This is a genomic window from Candidatus Pelagibacter sp. PS_28, from assembly GCF_059417885.1.
This window is the reverse complement of sequence record NZ_CM182070.1, coordinates 20,385-42,151: the sequence shown is the minus strand read 5'-3', so window position 1 is coordinate 42,151 and position 21,767 is coordinate 20,385. Positions and strand designations below refer to the sequence as shown.

General features: G+C 30.8%; 14 protein-coding genes and 1 tRNA gene. 4 read left to right on the top strand and 11 right to left on the bottom strand.

What is annotated here, in order from left to right:
- Positions 1-12 precede the first annotated feature (12 nt).
- From infC to AC5SMR_RS00170, 3 genes are read right to left on the bottom strand one after another with little or no spacing between them, the layout of a single operon-like run.
- A complete protein-coding gene (infC, locus tag AC5SMR_RS00180) occupies positions 13-558 on the bottom strand; it encodes a translation initiation factor IF-3 (protein WP_006997463.1) in 546 nt (181 codons plus the stop codon).
- On the bottom strand, positions 559-2,475 hold the full coding sequence (gene thrS, locus AC5SMR_RS00175; RefSeq protein WP_020169017.1) for a threonine--tRNA ligase: 1,917 nt from the start codon (positions 2,473-2,475) through the stop codon (positions 559-561).
- Positions 2,476-3,630 (bottom strand): glycosyltransferase family 4 protein, encoded by a 1,155-nt coding sequence (locus AC5SMR_RS00170; RefSeq protein WP_018413764.1) that lies wholly within the window; start codon positions 3,628-3,630, stop codon positions 2,476-2,478.
- Positions 3,631-3,672: 42 nt separating this feature from the next.
- On the opposite strand from AC5SMR_RS00170, the gene AC5SMR_RS00165 reads away from it, so the two are divergent.
- Positions 3,673-4,428 carry an alpha/beta hydrolase gene (locus tag AC5SMR_RS00165; RefSeq protein WP_494576936.1) on the top strand — a complete coding sequence of 252 codons (756 nt, stop codon included), beginning with the start codon at positions 3,673-3,675 and terminating at the stop codon, positions 4,426-4,428.
- Here AC5SMR_RS00165 and AC5SMR_RS00160 read toward each other — a convergent pair.
- Genes AC5SMR_RS00160 through AC5SMR_RS00150 form a run of 3 tightly spaced genes read right to left on the bottom strand, consistent with a single transcriptional unit; the run spans position 4,399 to position 11,220 of the window.
- Positions 4,399-5,274, bottom strand: coding sequence for an NAD-dependent epimerase/dehydratase family protein (locus tag AC5SMR_RS00160; protein WP_494576935.1), 876 nt, complete (start codon positions 5,272-5,274; stop codon positions 4,399-4,401). The two genes, AC5SMR_RS00165 and AC5SMR_RS00160, sit on opposite strands and share 30 nt — an antisense overlap.
- A gap of 1 nt (position 5,275) precedes the next feature.
- The gene (gene gltB, locus AC5SMR_RS00155) at positions 5,276-9,781 is read right to left on the bottom strand and encodes a glutamate synthase large subunit (RefSeq protein ID WP_494576934.1); all 4,506 of its coding nucleotides are present in this window, start codon (positions 9,779-9,781) and stop codon (positions 5,276-5,278) included.
- Positions 9,781-11,220, bottom strand: a complete 1,440-nt coding sequence (locus AC5SMR_RS00150) for an NAD(P)-dependent oxidoreductase (protein WP_271480434.1) — start codon at positions 11,218-11,220, stop codon at positions 9,781-9,783. Before AC5SMR_RS00150 ends, gltB begins: the two co-directional genes overlap by 1 nt.
- 183 nt (positions 11,221-11,403) lie before the next feature.
- Between AC5SMR_RS00150 and AC5SMR_RS00145 the strand changes: the two genes are divergently transcribed.
- Entirely contained in the window at positions 11,404-12,174 is a 771-nt protein-coding gene (locus AC5SMR_RS00145) for an undecaprenyl-diphosphate phosphatase (RefSeq protein ID WP_494576933.1), read from the top strand.
- Here AC5SMR_RS00145 and AC5SMR_RS00140 read toward each other — a convergent pair.
- The 4 genes from AC5SMR_RS00140 to AC5SMR_RS00125 form a co-directional block, all read right to left on the bottom strand.
- Positions 12,171-13,058: a DMT family transporter gene (locus AC5SMR_RS00140; protein WP_494576932.1), complete on the bottom strand. Its 888-nt coding sequence runs from the start codon at positions 13,056-13,058 to the stop codon at positions 12,171-12,173. The two genes, AC5SMR_RS00145 and AC5SMR_RS00140, sit on opposite strands and share 4 nt — an antisense overlap.
- A 6-nt stretch (positions 13,059-13,064) precedes the next feature.
- The gene (locus AC5SMR_RS00135; protein ID WP_494577411.1) at positions 13,065-14,336 is read right to left on the bottom strand and encodes a 2-oxo acid dehydrogenase subunit E2; all 1,272 of its coding nucleotides are present in this window, start codon (positions 14,334-14,336) and stop codon (positions 13,065-13,067) included.
- 1 nt (position 14,337) lies between these two features.
- A complete protein-coding gene (gene aceE, locus AC5SMR_RS00130; protein WP_494576931.1) occupies positions 14,338-17,376 on the bottom strand; it encodes a pyruvate dehydrogenase (acetyl-transferring), homodimeric type in 3,039 nt (1,012 codons plus the stop codon).
- 130 nt (positions 17,377-17,506) lie between these two features.
- Positions 17,507-18,694 carry an acetyl-CoA C-acetyltransferase gene (locus tag AC5SMR_RS00125; RefSeq protein ID WP_494576930.1) on the bottom strand — a complete coding sequence of 396 codons (1,188 nt, stop codon included), beginning with the start codon at positions 18,692-18,694 and terminating at the stop codon, positions 17,507-17,509.
- Between the two features lie 75 nt (positions 18,695-18,769).
- Here AC5SMR_RS00125 and AC5SMR_RS00120 point away from each other — a divergent pair.
- Positions 18,770-18,846: transfer RNA gene (locus AC5SMR_RS00120), tRNA-Arg, on the top strand.
- Positions 18,847-18,967: 121 nt separating this feature from the next.
- Positions 18,968-19,393 (top strand): PaaI family thioesterase, encoded by a 426-nt coding sequence (locus AC5SMR_RS00115; protein ID WP_494576929.1) that lies wholly within the window; start codon positions 18,968-18,970, stop codon positions 19,391-19,393.
- Here the strand turns inward: AC5SMR_RS00115 and AC5SMR_RS00110 are convergent, their stop codons facing one another.
- On the bottom strand, positions 19,394-21,715 hold the full coding sequence (locus AC5SMR_RS00110; protein ID WP_494576928.1) for a TRAP transporter permease: 2,322 nt from the start codon (positions 21,713-21,715) through the stop codon (positions 19,394-19,396). It abuts the gene before it with no gap.
- Positions 21,716-21,767 lie beyond the last annotated feature (52 nt).

The following is a 21,767-nucleotide window of genomic DNA, read 5'->3' as shown; positions in this document are numbered from 1 at the left end:
CTCTATTAAGCCTTATAAAGGCTGAATAACCATGATCATTTGCTTACCATCAAACTTTGGGTGCAATTCAACTTTGCCAATATCTTGCATATCAGCTTTTATTTTATCCATTAATTCTCTACCTAAGTGTGAGTGTTGTAGCTCTCTACCCTTAAATCGTATTGTAAATTTTACCTTGTCACCTTTTCCAATAAATTTTTTAGCATTTTTAACTTTAAAATCATAATCATGAGTTTCTGTAACTGGTCTCATTTTAATTTCTTTTAATAAAACTATTTTTTGTTTCTTTTTAGCAACATTTGCTTTTTTTTGAGCATCATATTTAAATTTACCCATATCAATAATTTTACATACAGGTGGTTTTGCGTTTGGAGCTATTTCAATTAAATCCAATCCTTGCTCTTTAGCCATTGATATAGCTTCATTTGTATTAATGATTCCTATATTTTCACCATCGCTTCCAATTACTTGAACCTCAGGTGAAGAAATTCTATTGTTAGATCTTGGACCTTTATCTTTAGTTCTTCTTTGAAAATAATTTTGTTTAAAATCTGCCACTTAGTTTGAGGATGCTTTGTTTAAAGCTGAGAAAGTTTCTAAGAATAAGTTTAATTCCATATTTTCTTGTTTGTTCGTATCCAATCTTCTAATCGTTACTGAGTTACTGTCAACTTCTTTTTTTCCACAAATCAATAAAAGTGGTATTTTTGATAGTGAATGTTCTCTAATTTTATAATTTAAGTTATGGTTTTTTAAATCTACCTCAGAGCTTATGCCTGCATTATTAATTTTTTCATTTACTTCTTTTGCATAAGAATCAAATTCCTCCGAAATTGGAATTACAACAGCTTGTAAAGGAGCTATCCAAAATGGAAATTTGCCTGCATAATTTTCTATAAGAATTCCAATAAATCTTTCTAATGATCCAAATAACGCCCTGTGAAGCATTACAGGAATTTTTTTAGTTCCATCTTTATCAACAAAAGAAGCATCTAATCTTCCTGGTAAATTAAGGTCTACTTGTAAAGTTCCACATTGCCAATCCCTACCAATAGCATCTCGTAAAACAAATTCAATTTTTGGACCATAGAATGCTCCCTCTCCTTTATTAATTGTGTATTGAAGCTTTGAGGCTTTGACTGCATCTAATAAAGCTTTTTCAGCTTTGTCCCAAACATTATCATCACCAACTCTTAAGTCTGGTCTATCTGAGTATTTTAATATTACATCTTCAAATCCAAGATCTTTATAAATATCTAAAATTAAATTAGTAACAATCAAACATTCTGATGTAATTTGATCTTCTGTGCAAAAAATATGAGCATCATCTTGAGTAAAAGCTCTAACTCTTAAAAGTCCATGTAAAGCACCTGAAGGCTCATATCTGTGTACTTTTCCAAATTCTGAAATTCTTAAAGGAAGATCTCGGTAACTTTTTAATCCTTGATTAAAAACTTGTACGTGACCTGGGCAATTCATTGGTTTTATTGCAAATATTTTTTCATCTGGTGTTTGAGAAGTATACATATGCTCTCCATATTTTTCCCAGTGGCCAGATTTTTCCCAAAGAGATCTATCTAAAATTTCAGGAGTGTTCACTTCTTTGTAGCCAGCTTTTTCTTGTCTAGCTCTCATATATGCAACTAATTTTTGAAATAACTTCCAACCTTTTTCATGCCAAAATACTGATCCTGGACTTTCTTCCCTAAAGTGAAATAAATCCATTTCTTTTCCAAGTTTTCTGTGGTCTCTTTTTTCTGCTTCTTCTATTCTTTTTAAATATTCATCTAAATCTTTTTGTGATGCCCAACTTGTTCCATAAATTCTTTGCAACATTTCATTATTTGAGTCACCTCTCCAATAAGCCCCTGATACCTTTGTTAATTTAAAGTACTTACCAATTTTTCCCGTTGAAGAAAGATGAGGGCCTCTGCATAAATCATGCCAGTCTCCATGAAAATATATAGAAACATCTTCACCCTGTGGAATACTTTCAATAATTTCAGCCTTGTATATTTCTCCTTTATCTTTGAAATGAGATATGGCTTTATCTCTTTTCCAAACTTCTCTTGTAGTTGGAACATCTCTATCAACGATTTCTTTCATTTTATTTTCAATTTTATTTAAATCATCTTCTGTAAAGGGTTCTTTTCTTGAAAAATCATAATAAAATCCATTTTCTATAATTGGACCAATGGTTACTTGTGTTCCTGGAAAGAGTTCTTGAACTGCCATTGCAGTTATATGGGCCGTATCATGACGAATAGTTTCTAAACCTTCTTTATCTTTTGAAGTAAAAATTTTAACTGAGCAATCCTCATCAATAACAAAACTTAAATCCTTAAGTTCTTCGTTAACACTAATAATAGTTGCCTGCTTTGATAAAGATTTACTAATCTTTTCAGCAACCTCAAGTCCTGTTACTTTATTTGGAAATTCAATAGTGTTTCCATCTGGCAATGTTATTAATGGCATTTAATTTAATAATTTTTTGTATTCTGAATATGTAGAAAAACACATTTTTTCAACATTAAATTTTTTAATTATATTTTTTCTACCTTCTATACCAATAGATTTCAATCTAGATTCGTCTAATTGTAAGACTTCTATTATTTTTTTACTCAAAGCTTCTGCATTACCAGACTGAAATAAAAAACCTGTCACGTTATCAATAATAGTTTCGTTAGATCCCCCAATATCACTTGCTATTATTGGTTTTTCCATTGATTGAGCTTCAACTGCTACCCTTCCAAAAGCTTCAGGTTCGACTGAGGCTGAAACAACAATGTCTGATATTTTATAGGCTAACGGCATATTTTTACAATGTTCTATAAATTTTAACTGACTAGTTAGCCTATATTGCTCAGCCAATCTTTTAATTTTTTTGGTATAAATGTCTCTTCCTTGATCGCTACCCAAAATAATAGCATTAAAAGACTCATACCCCAGTTCTTTATTAACAAGATTTAATGCCTCAATAAATGTCTCCTGACCTTTCCAAGCAGTTAACCGACCTGGCATTAGGATCGTTTTTTTATTTCTATCAACATCCCAATCTGAAATAAGTCTGTTTTCTTCACTGTCTAAAATTGTTGATAATTCAAAATAATCGACATTAATTCCCCTAAAAATTACCAAGAATTTTTTTTTTAAATCTAAATATTTTGGATAATTTTGATTAATATGTGAAAAAATAAAATTTGATCCTGCTATTATTAAATCTGATCTAACCATTACTGAATTATAGAATTTTTTAATTGAGTTTTTAAAATTATAGGTACCATGAAAAGTTGTAACAAACTTTCTTCTTGTAATTTTTGTTGCAAACAAACAAGACCAAGCTGGAGCACGACTTCTTGCATGAACAATAGATATATTATTTAGTAAAATAATAAAAATCAAAGCTATTGAATTAAAGAGCATTAAAAATGGATTTTTACTATGGACGGGAAGTTTTATTACTTTTACTTTTTTTTTATCAATAAATTTTAATAACTCTCCTCCACTAGTTACTATATAAGAGCTACAATTATTTTCTGGTAAATAGTGTGCAAGATCGTAACAGCCTGTTTCCGCACCCCCATATCCAAGTTTAGGAATTACTTGCAGTACTTTTAATTCTGAAGACATTTGATAGAACTATATATTAAGAATTAATTCTAATAAACTTATATGAATAAATTTAAATATATTAAGGTCCTTAATAACAGGCAAATAAGATACTTAAGTAAGGATTATAGAGATAATCTTTATATTGTTTTTTTACATGGTTTTATGTCAAACATTGAAGGTGAAAAACCTCAGGCTATACTAAAATTTGCAAAAAAAAATAAGCTTGGTTTTCTTGCTCTTGAATATTCTGGTCATGGAAAATCCTCAGGAAAATTTACCAAGGGAAATATCACACAATGGTCAAAAGAAGTTAAAATAGTAATAAAAAAAATAGTTAAAAAAAATAAATTTATCTTAGTTGGTTCAAGTATGGGAGCGTGGCTCTCCTTAAATCAATTTAAATATTTTAAAGATCAAATTAAAGGTTTTTTAGGAATTGGTTCAGCTCCAGAGTTTTTACAAAACCTAATGTGGAAAAAATTTACAAAAAAAATGAAAAATGAAACTATAAAGAAAGGAATTTATAACTTAAAACATGGTAATTATGAGTATCCAATCACTTATCAGTTAATAAAAGATGGTAGAAAAAATAAAATCTTGAATAAAAAGATTAAATCTAAAATCAATGTAACTATGATTCATGGAAGTAAAGATGAAGTTGTTCCAACAAGTTATTCTAGAAAAGTTCTTAAGTTATTTACTAAAGCTAATAAAAAATTAGTGATAATAAAAAATGGTGATCACAGCTTATCAAGTAAACGAGGTTTAAAAAAAATACTCTTAGAGCTAAATAAAATTACAACTAATATAGTTTAATCCTTCGATATAGCTTGGAAATTTTAAATTATAATCAAAATAACTTTTCATCTTTTTGTTGCTAACTTTTTTAGACTCATTATAAAAATTTTTCAACATCTCACTTTTAATTTGGTCAACTTCAATTTTTTCGATATTTTCAATATTTAATATCTTTGCTCCAAATAAAGTAACCTCTTCAGATGTAGAGGGTTTATCATCAGATAGATTGTATATTTCTCCTGACTTAAATTTTGATAAAGATTTAAATAATATATTTGAAATATCATCTACATGAATTCTAGAAAAAAAATGATTTTTTTTGTTGATCAATTTCACACCTCCTGATTTTAGACGTATTAAAATATTTTTTTCATTAGAATAAATTCCAGATAACCTAAATATCTGAATTGGTATTTTCTTACTTTTTTCTAGAGAAAACCATGCATTTTCAGCTTTCAATCTTGCAATACCATTATTTGAAATTGGGTTTGTTTTGCTATTTTCATTAACCCACTCTCCCTTATGATCACCATAAATACTAGTGGCTGATAAATATGTTATCCATTTTACTTTGGAGCTTTCTATAAATTTAGAAAAATTTTTTATAACTAAATCTTCTTGATTTTCCGGTGGTATAGAAACTAAGATATGATCTGCTTCTTTTAATTTTACAACTAAATTTTGATCAAAGTTGTCACTATTAAATAGATAGCTATTATAATTAATACCATTGAATGTTTTTTTTGAAGACTCACTTCTAGAAGTTGCTGACAAATTAATATTATATTGCTCAATATTAAGCTTCTTTACAAAATTTTTTGCTACTTGGCCAAAACCAAAACAAAAAATATTTATATCCTTCATTTTAACTAACTTCTTTTATAATAGATTTTAAACTTATTGGGTTTTTTAGCTTATCAATCATTTCTTTTGGACAAACTTGAATAAAATTAGAAATTTCTCTATCAAAATTTTCTATGATCTTTTTAGAAAAATCTGAATTTGTCTCTTGGTGATGTTCTTGAACTAAATTTTTTAAATAAGTTATCCAATAATCTGTTTCTGGCGTCTGCCATACTACAGTCTCTGGGTTTACTTTTTTATCAAATTTCTTATTTATATCGTAAATAAACGCCATTCCGCCAGTCATTCCAGCTCCAAAATTGTCTCCTACATCGCCTAGAATTACAACTGTGCCACCAGTCATATATTCACAAGCATTAGAATCGCATCCTTCAATAACTGAAATTGATCCTGAATTTCTTACAGCATACCTTTCTCCAGCTTGACCTGCTGCAAAAAGTTTTCCGGATGTTGCTCCATACAAAACTGTATTTCCTATTATGGTATTCTCATGTGAAACTAGATTACTTTCATCAGGAAGTTTAACTACGACTGTTGCGCCTGATAAACCTTTGCCAACATAATCATTAGCATCACCTTTTAAAATAAGTTTTAAGCCTTTTATTGCAAATGCACCAAATGACTGTCCAGCTGATCCTTTAAACTTTAAAGATAAAAAGCCATCATCTAGTTTTTCAGATCCATATTTTTCATAAAGATGATTAGAAATTCTTGTTCCAACTGTCCTATGAGTATTTTTAATAATATATTCCTTTTCAATAATTTTTACTTTTCCAATTTGTTCTTTAATTTCAGGTAAAATTTCTTGATCCAAAGTATCTGGAACAGAATTTATTTCTGGAACTGTACAGTGCCTTGTGTTCTCACCAGCATCTGTTTGAACAAATAAAGGGTTAAGATCTAAATCATCTAAGTTTGGTGAAGCTTTACTTACCTGTCTTAATAAATCAGTCCTACCAATTATTTCATTTAATGATTTAAATCCTATTTGTGCTAAAATTTCTCTTACTTCCTCAGCTATAAATTTAAATAAGTTGACTACCTTTTCTGGCGTACCAGAAAATTTTTCTCTTAGTTTTTCATCTTGAGTACAAACTCCAACTGGACATGTGTTTGAGTGACACTGTCTAACCATTATACATCCCATGGCTACTAAAGCTGTAGTAGCTACTCCATATTCTTCTGCTCCCATCATGGCTGCAATAACAACATCTCTTCCTGTTTTAATTCCACCATCTGTTCTTAGAGTAACTTTATGCCTTAAATTATTTAAAGTTAAAACTTGATTAGCCTCAGTTAATCCCATCTCCCAAGGTATCCCCACATATTTAACACTTGTTTGCGGTGTAGCTCCTGTTCCTCCATTATGTCCAGAAATTAAAATTATATCTGCTTTAGCTTTAGCTACCCCAGCTGCGATTGTTCCTATCCCAGAAGATGCTACTAATTTTACACCAACTCTTGCTTTTGGATTGGCTTGTTTAAGATCGTAAATTAATTGAGCTAAATCCTCGATAGAATAAATATCATGGTGAGGTGGTGGTGATATTAGGGTTACACCCGGAGTTGAATGTCTTAATTTGGCAATTTCTTCCGTAACTTTAAACCCTGGTAATTGACCTCCCTCACCAGGTTTTGCTCCTTGTGCAATTTTAATCTCTATTTCATTACAGTTATTTAGATATTTAAGTGTTACTCCAAATCTTGCTGAGGCTATTTGCTTAACTCTAGAATTAGCACTATCTCCATTTTCCATCTTAATAAATCTTTTTTCATCTTCTCCACCTTCACCACTACAAGAGGCTCCTTTAATTCTATTCATTCCTATAGCTAATGTTTCGTGTGCTTCTTTCGATAATGCACCATGAGACATACTTCCACTTCCAAATCTTGTTAAAATATTTTCGATTGGTTCTACTTCTGAAATATCTAAGGATGGGTTTAAATTTTTATCTCTAAATCCAATCAAGTCTCTAAGGTGTATAGGAGGAAGATTATAAATACCTTCTGCATATTTTTTATAAGCTTCAAAAGAATTTGATGAAACTGCACTTTGCAAAAGATGAATGAGCTTACCTTGATATTGATGAGTTTCACCATCCTTTCTATATCTATAAATTCCTCCGATTGGTAAAACTGCATCCGTTCCTTTAAATGCTTCTTTGTGAATAGTTCTTAATTTTTTTTCTATTCCATTTAACCCTATGCCTGAAATTTTTGATAAAATTCCTGGAAAGTATTCTGATGCTACTGTTCTACTCAAACCAACTGTTTCGAAATTACATCCACCTCTATAAGAGCTTATGACCGAAATTCCCATTTTTGACATTATTTTCAGAAGTCCATAATTTACTGATTGTATATATCTGTCTATGCATTCATCGTACTCAAACTTTCCAAATAATTTTTTTTCAAACCTTTGATATAAACTATCCAGTGCTAAATAAGGATTAACAGTAGTTGCTCCAACACCTATAAGTGTTGCAAATGAATGCGTGTCTAATGCTTCTCCAGTTTGAGCATTGATTGATGCATAGCCTCTTAATTTTTTTTTAATAAGATAAGTATTTATTGCACCAACACATAATAGCATTGGAATGGGTAATCTTTTTTCAGAAATATTTTTATCACTTAAAACTAATTGCGTAAGGCCTTGTCGAACTGCAATTTCAGACTCTTTTCTAATTCTCTCAATAGAAGTTTCAAGGTTTTCACTTTTATCAAAAGTACAATCAATTGTTATTGATTTTTCCCCAAAAAAATTAATAAATTTTTCTAATTGAGAATTTGATAATATGGGGCTGTCTAAAACGTATATGTTTTCTTCTGTTAAATTAGTAAAATCTAAAATATTTCCAAGATTACCAAAACGAGTTTTTAAACTCATAACCTTGTTTTCTCTTAAAGAATCAATTGGTGGATTTGTAACTTGACTAAAATTTTGTCTAAAAAAATGGTAAAGCGGTCTATAACGGTCAGACAATACTGCAAGAGGAGTGTCATCACCCATAGAGCCAATGGCTTCTTTTGCATCTTCTGCCATCGGGTGAAGAATAAGCTCTAGATCTTCTAAACTATAGCCAAATGTATGCTGTCTTTTTTTTAGCTCATCACCTGAAAAAGTAGATTTTTCATTCTTTATTGTAAATTTTTTTTCTAAATCAATTATTTGATTGTTAAAATGTTTAAACTCTTTTGCTAGATAGTCTTTTATTTCAACATTAGAAAATACTTTACCTTTAGCTATTCTAACTCCAAGAATTTCTCCAGGTCCTAATCTGCCTTTTTTAAGAATTTGCTTCTCATCGATTTCAACCATTCCCGTCTCTGATCCTGCACACAATATTTTATCTTTTGAAATAGTATATCTCATTGGGCGTAACCCATTTCTATCAGCTGCTACAATGGCCCATTCATTATCGGTAGCTGCAATAGCAGCTGGTCCATCCCATGGCTCCATTGTGCTATTTAAAAAATTAAATAGTTGTTGGTGATCTTTTGATAATGTTTGACTTTTTTTAGACCATGCATCTGGAATTAACATTAATTTTGCAAGGGGTGCTGATTGGCCAGAAATATTTAAAAGTTCAAAAACACTATCCAGTGCCGCAGAGTCTGATGATCCTGGTTGTATAACTGGTTTTAAATTTTCCATATTATCAAATAATGGACTATTCATTTCTTGCTCATGAACTTTCATCCAGTTTGTATTTCCTTTGAATGTATTTATTTCTCCATTATGAGCTAATGCTCTAAAAGGTTGTGCCAGATCCCAACTAGGTGCTGTGTTTGTTGAAAACCTTTGATGAAATATTGCAAATCGAGATATAAACCTTTCATCTTTTAAATCTAAATAAAAATCTGCAATAGACTCCGCTAAAAACATACCCTTATAAATAACTGACTTAGAACTTAGTGAACAAATATAAAAACCTTCTACCGCATCTTTAATAGCTTCTTTTTCAATTTTTCTTCTAGATTCATAAATTTTTCTTTCTAACTCTTTTTCTGTTAAATCTTTATTATTATGTTTAAATAATACTTGAGTAATTTCTGGTCTTGTAAGATTTGCTTTTTCACCTAAAACTTTTGGATTTACTGGAACCTGTCTCCATCCATAAATACTAAAATTACTTTTTGTTAATTCACTTTCAACTAAAGTTCTTGCATTTTCTTGTGCTTGATAATTGTTTCTGGGTAAAAAAATCATACCCACACAAATTTCTGAACCATCATGGTCATGGCCTGTGATTTCTATCTTTTCAGCAAAGAAGTCTGAAGGAATTTCTAAATGGATTCCAGCTCCATCACCTGTTTTTCCATCAGCATCAACTGCTCCTCTGTGCCAAACCGCTTTTAGGGCATTAATTCCATATTCTACTACTTTCCTTGATTTTTTACCTTCTGTAGAAGCAATTAACCCTACTCCACAAGCGTCATGCTCCATTTCTTTAGAATAAACATGGCCATCCTCAAGAATTTTAAGATTTTTTTTATAATTTTTCATTAAGCAACCTTCTCTTTACTGAGTTCTTTGGTCTCTAAAAAATTTTTTATTGATACTGCTACATCTCTTCCGTCTTTTATGGCCCAGACAACTAAAGATGCACCCCTAATAATATCTCCAGCTGCAAACACACCTGGTAAATTTGTCTCCATAGTATCAAAATTAGTTTTTAATGTTCCCCATTTAGTAACTTGTAGATCCTCAGAACCAAATAGTTTTGGTAAATTTTCTGGATCAAAACCAAGAGCCTTAATTACTATGTCTGCCTTAATATTAAAGTGAGAATTATTTTGAATTTCTGGTTTACGTCTTCCACTGTCATCAGGTTCCCCAAGTTTAATTTTATCCACCATCAAACCTTCAACTTTATTTGTTCCAATAAATTCTTTAGGGCTAGATAGCCATACAAACTCTACTCCCTCTTCCTCTGCATTAGCTACCTCTCTTGCAGATCCAGGCATATTTTCTTTGTCTCTCCTGTAAAGACATTTAACTGATTTTGCTTTTTGTCTGATTGAAGTTCTAACACAGTCCATTGCAGTATCACCTCCTCCAATTACTACAATATTTTTTCCTTCAGCATTTAAAGTTCCATTATCAAATAATTCTACCTTGTCTCCTAATCCTTTTTTATTTGAAGCTGTTAAAAATTCCATGGCTGGAAATATATTTCCTAAATCTTTTCCTGGAAGATCTATTTCTCGAGCTTTATAAACTCCAGTTGCAATTAAAAGAGCATCGTGTTTTTTTCTTAATTGCTCTAATGAGGCATCTTTTCCAACTTCAAAATTTTGAACAAATTTAATTCCACCTTCTTCTAATAATTTGGTTCTTCTCTCTACAACAAATTTTTCTAATTTAAAATTTGGAATGCCATAAATCATTAAACCACCAGCTCTATCGTATCGATCGTATACTGTAATTTGATAACCTGACTTACGTAACTGCTCTGCAGCAGCTAGACCAGCTGGGCCTGCTCCTATAATTCCAATACTTTGACTCTTTTCATTTTTAACCTTTATTGGATTTACCCATCCTTGTTCCCAAGCATTATCAGTAATATACTTCTCAACTGAACCTATAGTTACAGTTCCATGTCCTGATTGTTCAATTACACAATTTCCTTCACACAATCTATCTTGTGGACATATTCTTCCACACACCTCTGGCATGTTGTTAGTGCTTTGAGATAATTCGTAAGCTTCTTTTAATCGTCCTTCTGCAGTTAATTTTAGCCAATCTGGAATATTATTACTTAATGGACAATGGACCTGGCAAAAAGGAACTCCACATTGAGAACACCTGCTAGATTGTTCACTTGCTTTATCGTTAATAAATTCCTTATAAATTTCGTTAAAGTCTTCTTTTCTATTTCCGACTTCTCTTTTAGGTGGAGTTTGTTGACCTATTTTAACAAATTTAAGCATATTTTCTGACATATTTAACCTCAATAAATTTAACATATATCAAGGTTTTATGTAATAAAAGACAAACAAGGTCAATATATATGACCTTAAATTTGAAATAAATGCAATTAAATCTTAATATTTTAATTTATGCATATCTAATATGTTAAAATGGAATTGTTTAAATTATTGAATATTTAAGCTACGAAGCATTAAATGTTCTCAAATATTATTGAAATTATAATCTTATCAATAGTTCAGGGAATATCAGAATTTTTACCAATCAGTTCATCAGCTCACTTAAATATTGTTGAGGTAATATTTGAGTTTAATTCTAACTCACTAATGATTGATGTTAGTCTCCATCTTGGCTCTTTACTTGCAATAGTCTTTTATTTTAGAAGAGAGTTATTAGACCTTAGAAATAATCAGAAGTTATTATCTTTATTAATTATTGGCTCAATACCAATTGTAATAGCTGGCTACATAATCAGCTCCACAGGTCTAGTTAACCTATTAGAAAACAATTTAAAGATAATCGCTTGGACAACATTAATTTTTGGAATTATCTTATATCTCGCAGATAAAAGTAAATTTGATAAAAAAATATCGTCTAACTTAAATTTTAAAACAATACTATATATTGGTTTGTTTCAAATACTTGCTTTAATACCTGGTGTAAGTAGGGCGGGAATTACAATAACGGCTGCAAGACTTTTTAGATTTAATAGATTTGACTCAAGTAAAATTTCTTTTTTACTAGCTATACCTGCTATAGCCGGAGCAAGTGTGCTGCAGTTAAAAAATGCCATCGGTCAAAGCTTTGAGCTTAACTATCTTGTACTAATATCAATCACTCTTTCTTTTTTATTTTCTTATTTTACAGTTAAGTTTTTCCTAGATTATATAAACAAATTTTCTTTGAATGTTTTTGTTATTTACAGAATAATTATTTCGATAATTCTATTTATAATAATATATAATTAATTTTTTTTTAATATTGGTGCTAATTGTGAAAACAAAACACCAATTAAAATAAATAAACATCCAAATAAATTATTTATATCTAAAATTTGATCTAATAAAATCCAAGCAGCAATTGTTGCAAAAACACCCTCTAAAGAAAAGATTATTGCTGAGGGAGCAGGGGATATATTTTTTTGTGCATATATTTGTAAAACAAATGCAAGGCCTCCAGACAAAATTCCAGCATATAAGATTTGAAATTTTTCTTTAAGAATATTGGACCAAATAAAATCTTCAAAAATTAATCCTATAATTAATGACAAAGAAGAAACAATTAAAGTTTGAATTGCACCAATTGTTAATGGAAGATTATATTTTTCTATAATTTTACCAGTAAAAATAATGTGTGTACTCCAGAAAAATGCGCCCATTATTATAAGTGCATCACCCGTTCTAACTGTTGCACTATAAAAATTAGTTAACAAATAACCGCCCATCACACAAAGAAGAACTGAAGGCCAAATACTCCAGTGAATTGGTTTTTTATACATGAAAAAAATTATAAACGGGACCATTGGCACATAAAAAATCGTAAAGAATGCAGCATTAGCAACATCTGTATAGAGTAAAGCTACTTGTTGAAGTGCTGATCCCAAAAATAAAGATAGGCCTATTAAAATAGCCAAGTTGATAAATTCTTTTTGATTTTTTTGTACTGATTTTGATATTTTTTTTCTTTCAAAAATAAAAGCTAAAGGAGCTACTACTAAAAAACCAACAAAAAACCTGACAGCATTAAAAGTGAAAGGGCCAATGTCGTCCATTCCAGTATCTTGAGCTATAAAAGTCGTTCCCCATATGAATGTACATAATAATGCACAAAATAATGATGATGTTTTTGACATTAATATCTATACAGCTAATTTATAAGCAAAATTTTTGCCTAAATTTTCTTTTAGATCATTATTAAATCTAGCTGCTTCAGCTCCATCAATTATTCTGTGATCATATGATAAAGAAAGCGGTAGCATTGTTCTTGTTTCAAATTTCCCATTAATAAAAATTTGTTTTTTTTGTGCCTTGCCTACTCCTAATATAGCAACTTCTGGATAATTTATTATTGGTGTAAAGAATGAACCTCCAATTCCTCCAAGACTCGTAATAGTCATAGATCCTCCAAAGAATTCTTTCTTATCTATTTTTAAATTTCTACATTGGTCACTTACTATTTTCAATTCATTGCTAATATATGAGATGCTTTTATTGTCAGCATTTCTAATTTTTGGCACCATTAAACCATGTGGAGTATCCACTGCAATCCCAACATGAAAATAGTTTTTCATTGTAATTTTTCCATTGTCAATATCATCTATTGAAGAGTTGAAACTAGGAAACTTTTTTAAAGATGCAACTAAAGCTTTAACAATAAAAGCTAATGGAGTAATTTTTTTTCTCTCACCTGTATACATATCGGTAAGTGAAGTTCTAAAATCTTCCATTTCAGTTATATCTGCTTCATCATGATTTGTGACATGAGGTATTGTAGTCCAAGAATTAACCAAATATGTAGAGGCTAATTTTTTAACCCTAGGCATATCTTTAACCTCAATTTCACCAAAATCAGAATGAGAAAATTCACTAACAATTTTTTTTGGTTGAACTTCGGTCTTATCTGGAGCTTTATTAATTTTAGAGGATATAAAATTTTTTACATCATCTTCCACAATTCTTCCCTGTCTTTCACTACCAACTATTTCATTAATATTAACCCCAAGTTCTCTAGCAAATTTACGTACTTTTGGGCTTGCAGATGAAATTTCTGAATTATCTTTTTTTATTATATTTTGTGCTCGATTGACTTTTGCAATTTTTTCTACTTGATTTTGATTTACAACTTGTTCTGCTTCTTTAATAGTTTTTTGTTCTATCTTTTTTTCTTCTTCTCCAGACTGTTCTACGGTTAATATTAAATCACCTTCTGAAACTCTATCTCCCACTTTAATTTTAACAGACTTAACCTTTCCATCAAAAGAAGCTGGTATTTCAACACTAGATTTATCACTCTCAATTGTAATAAGCGGATCATTTTTAGAAACTGACTGGCCACTTGAAACTAGCACCTCAATTACCTCAACGTCTTTAAATTCACCAATATTTGGTACTTTAATCTCTTTATCTGACATCTTATAGTTTTGTTGGCATTGGTTTGCTGCCATCAATATTATACTTCTTTATGGCTTCTTTAGCGTATTTAGAAGCTATCAGTTGCTCTTTTGCTAACACACTCAGTCCATAGGCAACAATATGCTCTTTATCAACTTCAAAAAATTTTCTAAGGTTTTTTCTAGTGTCACTTCTTCCATAACCATCTGTCCCTAAAGAATAAAAACTTTTATTAGTATAAGGTCTAATTTGGTCAGAATTCATTCTCATATAATCTGAGGCTGCCATAATTGGTCCTTCAGTTTTTCCTAAACACTGTTCTACAAATGAAACTTTTTGTTCTTTATCAGGGTTTAAGAGATTATATCTTTCAACTTCCATACCATCTTTTCTCAACTCATTAAAGCTAGTAACACTCCAAATTTCACTATCTATCTGATATTCATTTTGAAGAATTTCTGCTGCAGACATCATTTCTCTCAATATTGTACCTGAGCCTAAAAGTTGAATTTTTGTTTTTCCATATCTATTAAATTCTTTAATCTTGTACATTCCTTTAAGAATCCCTTCTTCACAATTTTTATCTTTTGGCATTCCTGGATGTGAATAGTTTTCATTCATGGTTGTGATATAATAAAAAATATTTTCATTTTTTTCATGCATTCTTCTCAGGCCTTCTCTAAAAATAACAGCTAACTCATAATGAAAAGTTGGGTCATATGTTACACAATTTGGTATAGTTGAAGCTATCAAGTGACTGTGTCCATCTTGGTGTTGTAATCCTTCACCAGCCAAAGTAGTTCTTCCAGCTGTTGCTCCAATTAAAAAACCTCTGGCCTGACTATCTCCAGCAGCCCATGCAAGATCTCCTATTCTTTGAAAACCAAACATTGAGTAAAAAATATAAATTGGAATCATTTCAATATCATGATTTGTGTAAGCTGTTGCAGCTGCAATCCATGATGACATTGCTCCAGCTTCATTAATGCCTTCTTCTAATACTTGTCCATTTTTATCTTCTCTATAAGAACTTAACTGTGCAGAGTCTTCAGGTTCATATTTTTGACCTTCATGTGCATATATTCCTATTTTTTGAAAAAATCCTTCCATGCCAAAAGTTCTTGCTTCATCAGGAATAATTGGGACTAACCTCGGTGAAACATTCTTGTCTCTCAATAAATTTGTAAACATTCTAACTAATGCCATGGTTGTAGACATTTCTTTTTCACCTGTTGATACTTTCATAAAGTCAAAAATATCTTTTGCTGGTGCTTTTATTGGCTTTGCGTAAGTTGTTCTCTCTGGCAAAGAACCCCCAAGGTTCATTCTTCTTTCTTTGATGTATTTAATTTCTGGAGATTTTTCATCTGGCTTAAAATACTCTACATTTTTTACTTGATCGTCAGTTAAAGGCACATCAAAACGATCTCTATAATATAATAAATCGTCTACGTCTAATTTCTTAGTTTGATGAGTTGTGTTAACACTTTCACCTGTTTTTCCCATGCCATAACCTTTAATGGTTTTAGCGATTATAACCGTTGGGCTGCCTTGATTTTTTGATGCCTGATCATATGCTGCATAAACTTTATGAGGATCATGACCACCTCTATTCAATCTCCAAATATCTTTATCTGACAAACTAGAAACTAGCTCTTGTGTCTCTGGATATTTTCCAAAAAATTTTTCTCTAACGTAAGCTCCATCTCTAGCCTTCATTGCTTGATACTCACCATCGACAGTTTCGTTCATAACTTTAACTAAGTGACCTGTTTTATCATTAGCAATCAGTGAGTCCCAGTAAGACCCCCAAATTACTTTAATTACATTCCAACCGGCTCCTCTAAAGCTTCCTTCTAGCTCTTGAATAATTTTTCCATTACCTCTAACAGGTCCATCTAATCTTTGAAGATTACAGTTTATAACAAATATTAAATTATCCAGTTTTTCCCTAGAAGCTAACCCTATAGCACCTAAAGATTCTGGCTCATCCATTTCTCCATCACCAAGGAATGCCCAAACTTTTCTACCTTCATCTTTGATTAATCCTCTATTAATTAAATATTTCATGTATCTCGCCTGATAAATTGCAAGCATAGGTCCTAGTCCCATCGATACAGTTGGAAACTGCCAAAACTTTGGCATCAACCAAGGGTGTGGATATGAAGAAAGTCCACCTGGTTTTACTTCTTGTCTAAAACTATCTAATTGTTTTTCATTTAATCTGCCTTCTAAAAATGCTCTAGCATAGATGCCTGGTGCACTATGACCTTGAAAATAAACTAAATCACCACCAAATTTATTATTTTTAGCTCTCCAAAAATGATTCATTCCTACATCATAAAGTGTTGCTGCAGATGCGAATGTTCCTATATGACCACCTAATTCAGGAAATTTTTTATTTGCTCTCACAACCATGGCTGCTGCATTCCATCTAATTAAAGATCTAATTCTTCTTTCAATGTTCTGATCTCCATTGGACTTGACTTCTGCCTCTGGTGGGATTGTATTTATGTAAGGAGTGTGTTGTGTATAAGGAATATTTGCACCTTCTTGATATGCTTTGTTAATTAATTCTTTTATCAAAAAATGAGCTCTTTGATTTCCATCTTTTTCAACAACTGCAGATAAAGACTCTAACCAATCTTGTGTCTCTAATGGATCAATATCATTTTCATTTGTAACTTGAATTATTGTTTGTTTTTTTTCTGGGGCTGGATTTTGTTGAATAGCTTCTTCTTTTTTTTCATTCTTTAAAACAGATTCTGCTTGTTTAATAATACTTTCTGTATCTTTAGGAATTGGCTTTTCTGAAATGCTTTCTTTTGAAGATTCAATACTTAATAATACGTCTCCTTTAGAAACTTTATCACCCACTTTAATATTTACATATTCTATCTTGCCAGAAACTGTTGATGGAATTTCAACACTAGATTTGTCACTCTCAATGGTAACAACAGGATCATTTAAGTTTATTTGATCTCCAACTTTTACTAAAAGTTCAATGACCTCAACTTTTTCAAATTCACCAATGTCCGGAACAAGTAATTTTTCACTCATTATTTTAAATCGATTTATACACTTAAAAAAAACTATATCTCATGTTATTTTAGCACAATAATAAGCCTTTTTGTGCAAACCTGTATTTTTATTGAACAAAAAACTTTAAAATTAACAAATAAATAAGAAGTTAATTTCTTTCAATGCACATGGCTATTCCCATTCCACCACCAATACAGAGAGTGGCACAACCTTTGCTTTTATTTCGTCTAATCATCTCATGAATAAGGGTTACTAAAATTCTGGTTCCTGAAGCTCCAATTGGATGTCCTAATGCAATTGCCCCACCATTAACATTTACAATCTCTTTAGGAATTTTAAGATCTCTAATTACAGCAATGCTTTGAGCTGCAAATGCTTCATTTATTTCAAACAAATCAACATCCTCTCTCTTCCATTTGGCTTTTTCTAAAGCTATATTTACAGCCTGAATTGGACCTAGTCCCATCAATGAAGGCTCAACACCACAAGTTGCCCAAGAGACTACTTTAGCTAACGGCTCTATAGCTCTAAGTTCTGCCTCTTCTCTGGGCATTAATACAATTGCTGCAGCACCATCATTGATTCCTGATGAATTACCCGCAGTGACTGTTCCATTTTCTTTGAATACAGTTTTTAATTTTTTTAGATCTTTTAAATTTAAATTGCTTCTTGGATGTTCATCTTTTTCAAAAAGAAAGTTTTTATTACCTGTATCAACCTTTAATTTGATCAGCTCATTTTTGAATCTACTTTCATTTATAGCTTTTTGAGTTTTTTCTTGAGAGCTCAATGCAAATAAATCTTGTTCATCTCTAGAAATTTTATATTTTTTTGCAACATTTTCGGCAGTAATTCCCATGTGATAATTGTTAAATGAGTCTATTAACCCATCATTGGTCATCGTATCTACTAGCTTATTTTTATCTAATTTTTTATCTTCTCGATAAAATATAGCATGTGGTGCTCTAGACATATTTTCTTGTCCACCAGCAACTATAATTTTATTTTCTTGTAGTTTAATAGACTGATATCCTGAAATTATAGATCTTAATCCAGATCCACATACTTGATTGATTATATGCGCAGGTTTTGAAACTGGAATTCCAGCATGAATAGAAGCTTGTCTGGCCGGGTTTTGTCCTAGTCCAGAAGTTAGAACATGACCCATAATCACCTCATCAATATCATCTGATTTTAATTTTGATTTATAGACAGCTTCTTTAATAGCTAGTGCACCTAGTTTATCAGCGCTAATACCTTTTAAAGATCCTTTATATGTGCCTATAGGTGTTCTTAATGCAGCTGTAATAACTACATCATTTGATTTTTTGCTCATTGATAGTACAGCATAATATTTTATAACTTAAATTACATCAAAAACTTTGATATGTTGGGCAAATTATTTAATTAAGGACCGCTGGCCAAATTGGATAAGGCGCTCGGCTACGAACCGGGAGATTCCAGATTCGAGTTCTGGGCGGTCCACCAAAAAGGATAAATAACAATGTTAGATTGGCTACTAAAATCATCTCTACAAAAATCAGTTATATATTTTTTTATAATTGTTTTTATAATTTTATTAATTTTAACTTTCGTATTATAAAGAATTATGAGTAATGAATTTGAGCAAATAAGTATTAAGCCTGGTTTTATGAAACACAACGGTGGTGTTTTATTTAGAACTATTTCTGAAACAGAATATGAATTTAAAACTATAGTTAATGAAAATCATTTAAATGCTGCTGGGATTACTCACGGTGGTTATTTATCAGCCTTAATAGATGCAGGAGCGGGGACTGCTGCACATAGAGCATCTGGAAATGCACCTTGTGTAACTATTTCATTAGATCTAAAATTTATTGGTGCATCTAAAGTTGGTGATGAAGTTACTGGCTTTACAAGAATTCTTAAAAAAACAAACACACTGGTATTTTTGTTTTGTGAACTAAAATGTAATGATAAAATTATAACTTCAGCATCGGGGATATGGAAAATTTTAAAAATAAAACCATCTGATCTTGGTCCTGGTGGATAATTATTCTTTTCTTCTAGCGTTAAAATAACCAAATATAATTAACAATAAAATCGCTATTGGATAAATAATTCCTTTATTTGGTCTATCTGCGTTTTCTATTTTAAATTCACTTATATAATCACCAGTTTCAAAACCACTTTTTTTAGCTTTTCCATTCCATTGCAAAGTATCCACAATAACTCTATCTTCATCTCTAATTAAACTAATTCCATATTGTTCTAAACTATACTCAGTTTCAAAAGTATTTTTTTTAATTACGAATAATTTGTATCTTTCACCATAATTGCTTGGACGTGTTATTTTAAATCTAGCCTCCTTATTAGAATCTATTTTTATTAAATGAATTTTGTTAATATCCATATAATTGTATTTAGGATAAAATTTATTTAAAACAAACTCTGGTGCTAATAAAGAAATAGAAATTAATAAAAAGATTATTATTTCATACCATCTTAATCTATTAAAAAACCAACCTTGTGTTGCTGAAGTAAAAATAAGTATTCCAATTAATGAAGTTACAATTACAAGTAATCCATGCCACACATTTTCAATACCTATCAATAACAGTTCATGATTAAATAAAAATACGATAGGTAAAATCCCTGTTCTTAAACTGTACCAAAAAGCTTGTAGACCAGTTTTAAGTGGATCTCCTCCTGAAATAGCTGCTGCTGCATATGATGCTAGACCAACAGGTGGAGTAACATCGGCCATTAAACCAAAATAAAATACAAATAAATGAACTGCTATTAAAGGAAAAATAAAGCCAGATGCGTTTCCAACATCAACCAATACTGTTGCCATTAATGAGGCCACCACAACATAGTTTGCTGTTGTTGGAAGGCCCATACCAAGCAACAAACATAAAATTATTGTTAAAAATAATAAAATAATAACATTATCTTTTGCAATAGATTCTATTACAATAATTAAATTTGTACTTAAGCCTGTAGAACCTACGGCTCCTACAATTATACCTGCTGTTGCTATTGCTATTCCAACACCAACCATATTTAAGGCGCCTTTTTCAAAACCAACTATAGTTTGATTAAACCAAGTTTTTAGAGCTACTTTAAATTCTTTATTTTTAATTACTATGTAAACTAAATTTACAATGATTAATGCAATCGTTGCATAAAATATGGAATAAGAAGCGGTAAACCTTAAATACACAAGCATGTATATCAAAACAAAGATGGGAATTAAAAATTGTATTCCTGACAAAAATGTTTTTTTCAAATTTGGAACATCTGCGTCATCCATACCTTTTAAATTTAACTTTAGCGCTTCAAGGTGAGAAATATAAAATAATGCAACGTACGAAATAATTGCTGGCAGAAATGCATGTTTAACGATTTCAAAATAAGTAACTCCAATAAAGCTTGCCATTACAAAAGCTGCTGCCCCCATTACAGGTGGCATTAACTGTCCATTTACTGAAGATGATACTTCTATTGCACCAGCTTTTTCTTTTGAAAAACCTGTTTTTTTCATTATTGGAATTGTAAAAGTTCCAGTTGTTACAGTATTTGCAATTGAAGACCCAGAAATTAAGCCAGTCATTCCAGATCCTAAAATTGCTGCTTTAGCTGGTCCTCCTCTCATTTTTCCAACCATGGCAAACGCCAAATCTAAAAAATATTTACCTCCACCAGCAGTTTCTAATAATGCACCAAATAAAACAAATAAAAAAATAAAATCTACTGAAACACCAATTGGAATTCCAAATATAGCTTCTTGGTCAAGCCATTGAAACCCTACTAATCTATTTAATGAAAGTCCCCCATGAGAGATTATTTCTGGTGCATACCTTCCAAAATATGAAAAAAGTAAAAAACAAACTGCAATAATAACCAGTGGTAAACCGATTGCTCTTCTAGTTGCTTCAAGTAATATTAAGATACCTAAACTTCCAAGAATTAATTCAACTGGCAAATTAAAATTTTCACTGACTGGAATGTTTAAAAGAACTCCACCTCTATCAACTAACTGATCATAAAAAAAATAAATATATAAACAGCAGAAAGCTCCAACAAAACTAATTATAATATCGAATATAGATATTTTTTTTCCTTTAAAAGTTGGATAAATTAAAAAAGCTAAAGTTAATGCAAACCCTAAATGAATAGCTCTAGCTGGAAGTCCTTTAAACATTCCTATGTTAAACCAAAAAGGAAAGGGCGAAGCATACCAAAGCTGAAATAATGACCAAATTATTGCAATGCTTGCAACTATCTTTAAATGAAGACCAGTCAAATTTCTAGTTGGTGATAAGTCTTCTTTAATCTTACTGTCTACTTTATCACTGATGCTTTGATTCATGATTTAAAAGATACCTTATTACAAAAAAAAAGGCCCAATAAATATATCAGGC

Bases quoted from the DNA above. Each gene is read 5' to 3' on its own strand.
- thrS (WP_020169017.1), bottom strand. From the start codon at position 2,475: ATGCCATTAATAACATTGCCAGATGGAAACACTATTGAATTTCCAAAT.
- AC5SMR_RS00170 (WP_018413764.1), bottom strand. From the start codon at position 3,630: ATGTCTTCAGAATTAAAAGTACTGCAAGTAATTCCTAAACTTGGATAT.
- AC5SMR_RS00165 (WP_494576936.1), top strand. From the start codon at position 3,673: ATGAATAAATTTAAATATATTAAGGTCCTTAATAACAGGCAAATAAGA.
- AC5SMR_RS00160 (WP_494576935.1), bottom strand. From the start codon at position 5,274: ATGAAGGATATAAATATTTTTTGTTTTGGTTTTGGCCAAGTAGCAAAA.
- gltB (WP_494576934.1), bottom strand. From the start codon at position 9,781: ATGAAAAATTATAAAAAAAATCTTAAAATTCTTGAGGATGGCCATGTT.
- AC5SMR_RS00150 (WP_271480434.1), bottom strand. From the start codon at position 11,220: ATGTCAGAAAATATGCTTAAATTTGTTAAAATAGGTCAACAAACTCCA.
- AC5SMR_RS00145 (WP_494576933.1), top strand. From the start codon at position 11,404: ATGTTCTCAAATATTATTGAAATTATAATCTTATCAATAGTTCAGGGA.
- AC5SMR_RS00140 (WP_494576932.1), bottom strand. From the start codon at position 13,058: ATGTCAAAAACATCATCATTATTTTGTGCATTATTATGTACATTCATA.
- AC5SMR_RS00135 (WP_494577411.1), bottom strand. From the start codon at position 14,336: ATGTCAGATAAAGAGATTAAAGTACCAAATATTGGTGAATTTAAAGAC.
- aceE (WP_494576931.1), bottom strand. From the start codon at position 17,376: ATGAGTGAAAAATTACTTGTTCCGGACATTGGTGAATTTGAAAAAGTT.
- AC5SMR_RS00125 (WP_494576930.1), bottom strand. From the start codon at position 18,694: ATGAGCAAAAAATCAAATGATGTAGTTATTACAGCTGCATTAAGAACA.
- AC5SMR_RS00115 (WP_494576929.1), top strand. From the start codon at position 18,968: ATGAGTAATGAATTTGAGCAAATAAGTATTAAGCCTGGTTTTATGAAA.
- AC5SMR_RS00110 (WP_494576928.1), bottom strand. From the start codon at position 21,715: ATGAATCAAAGCATCAGTGATAAAGTAGACAGTAAGATTAAAGAAGAC.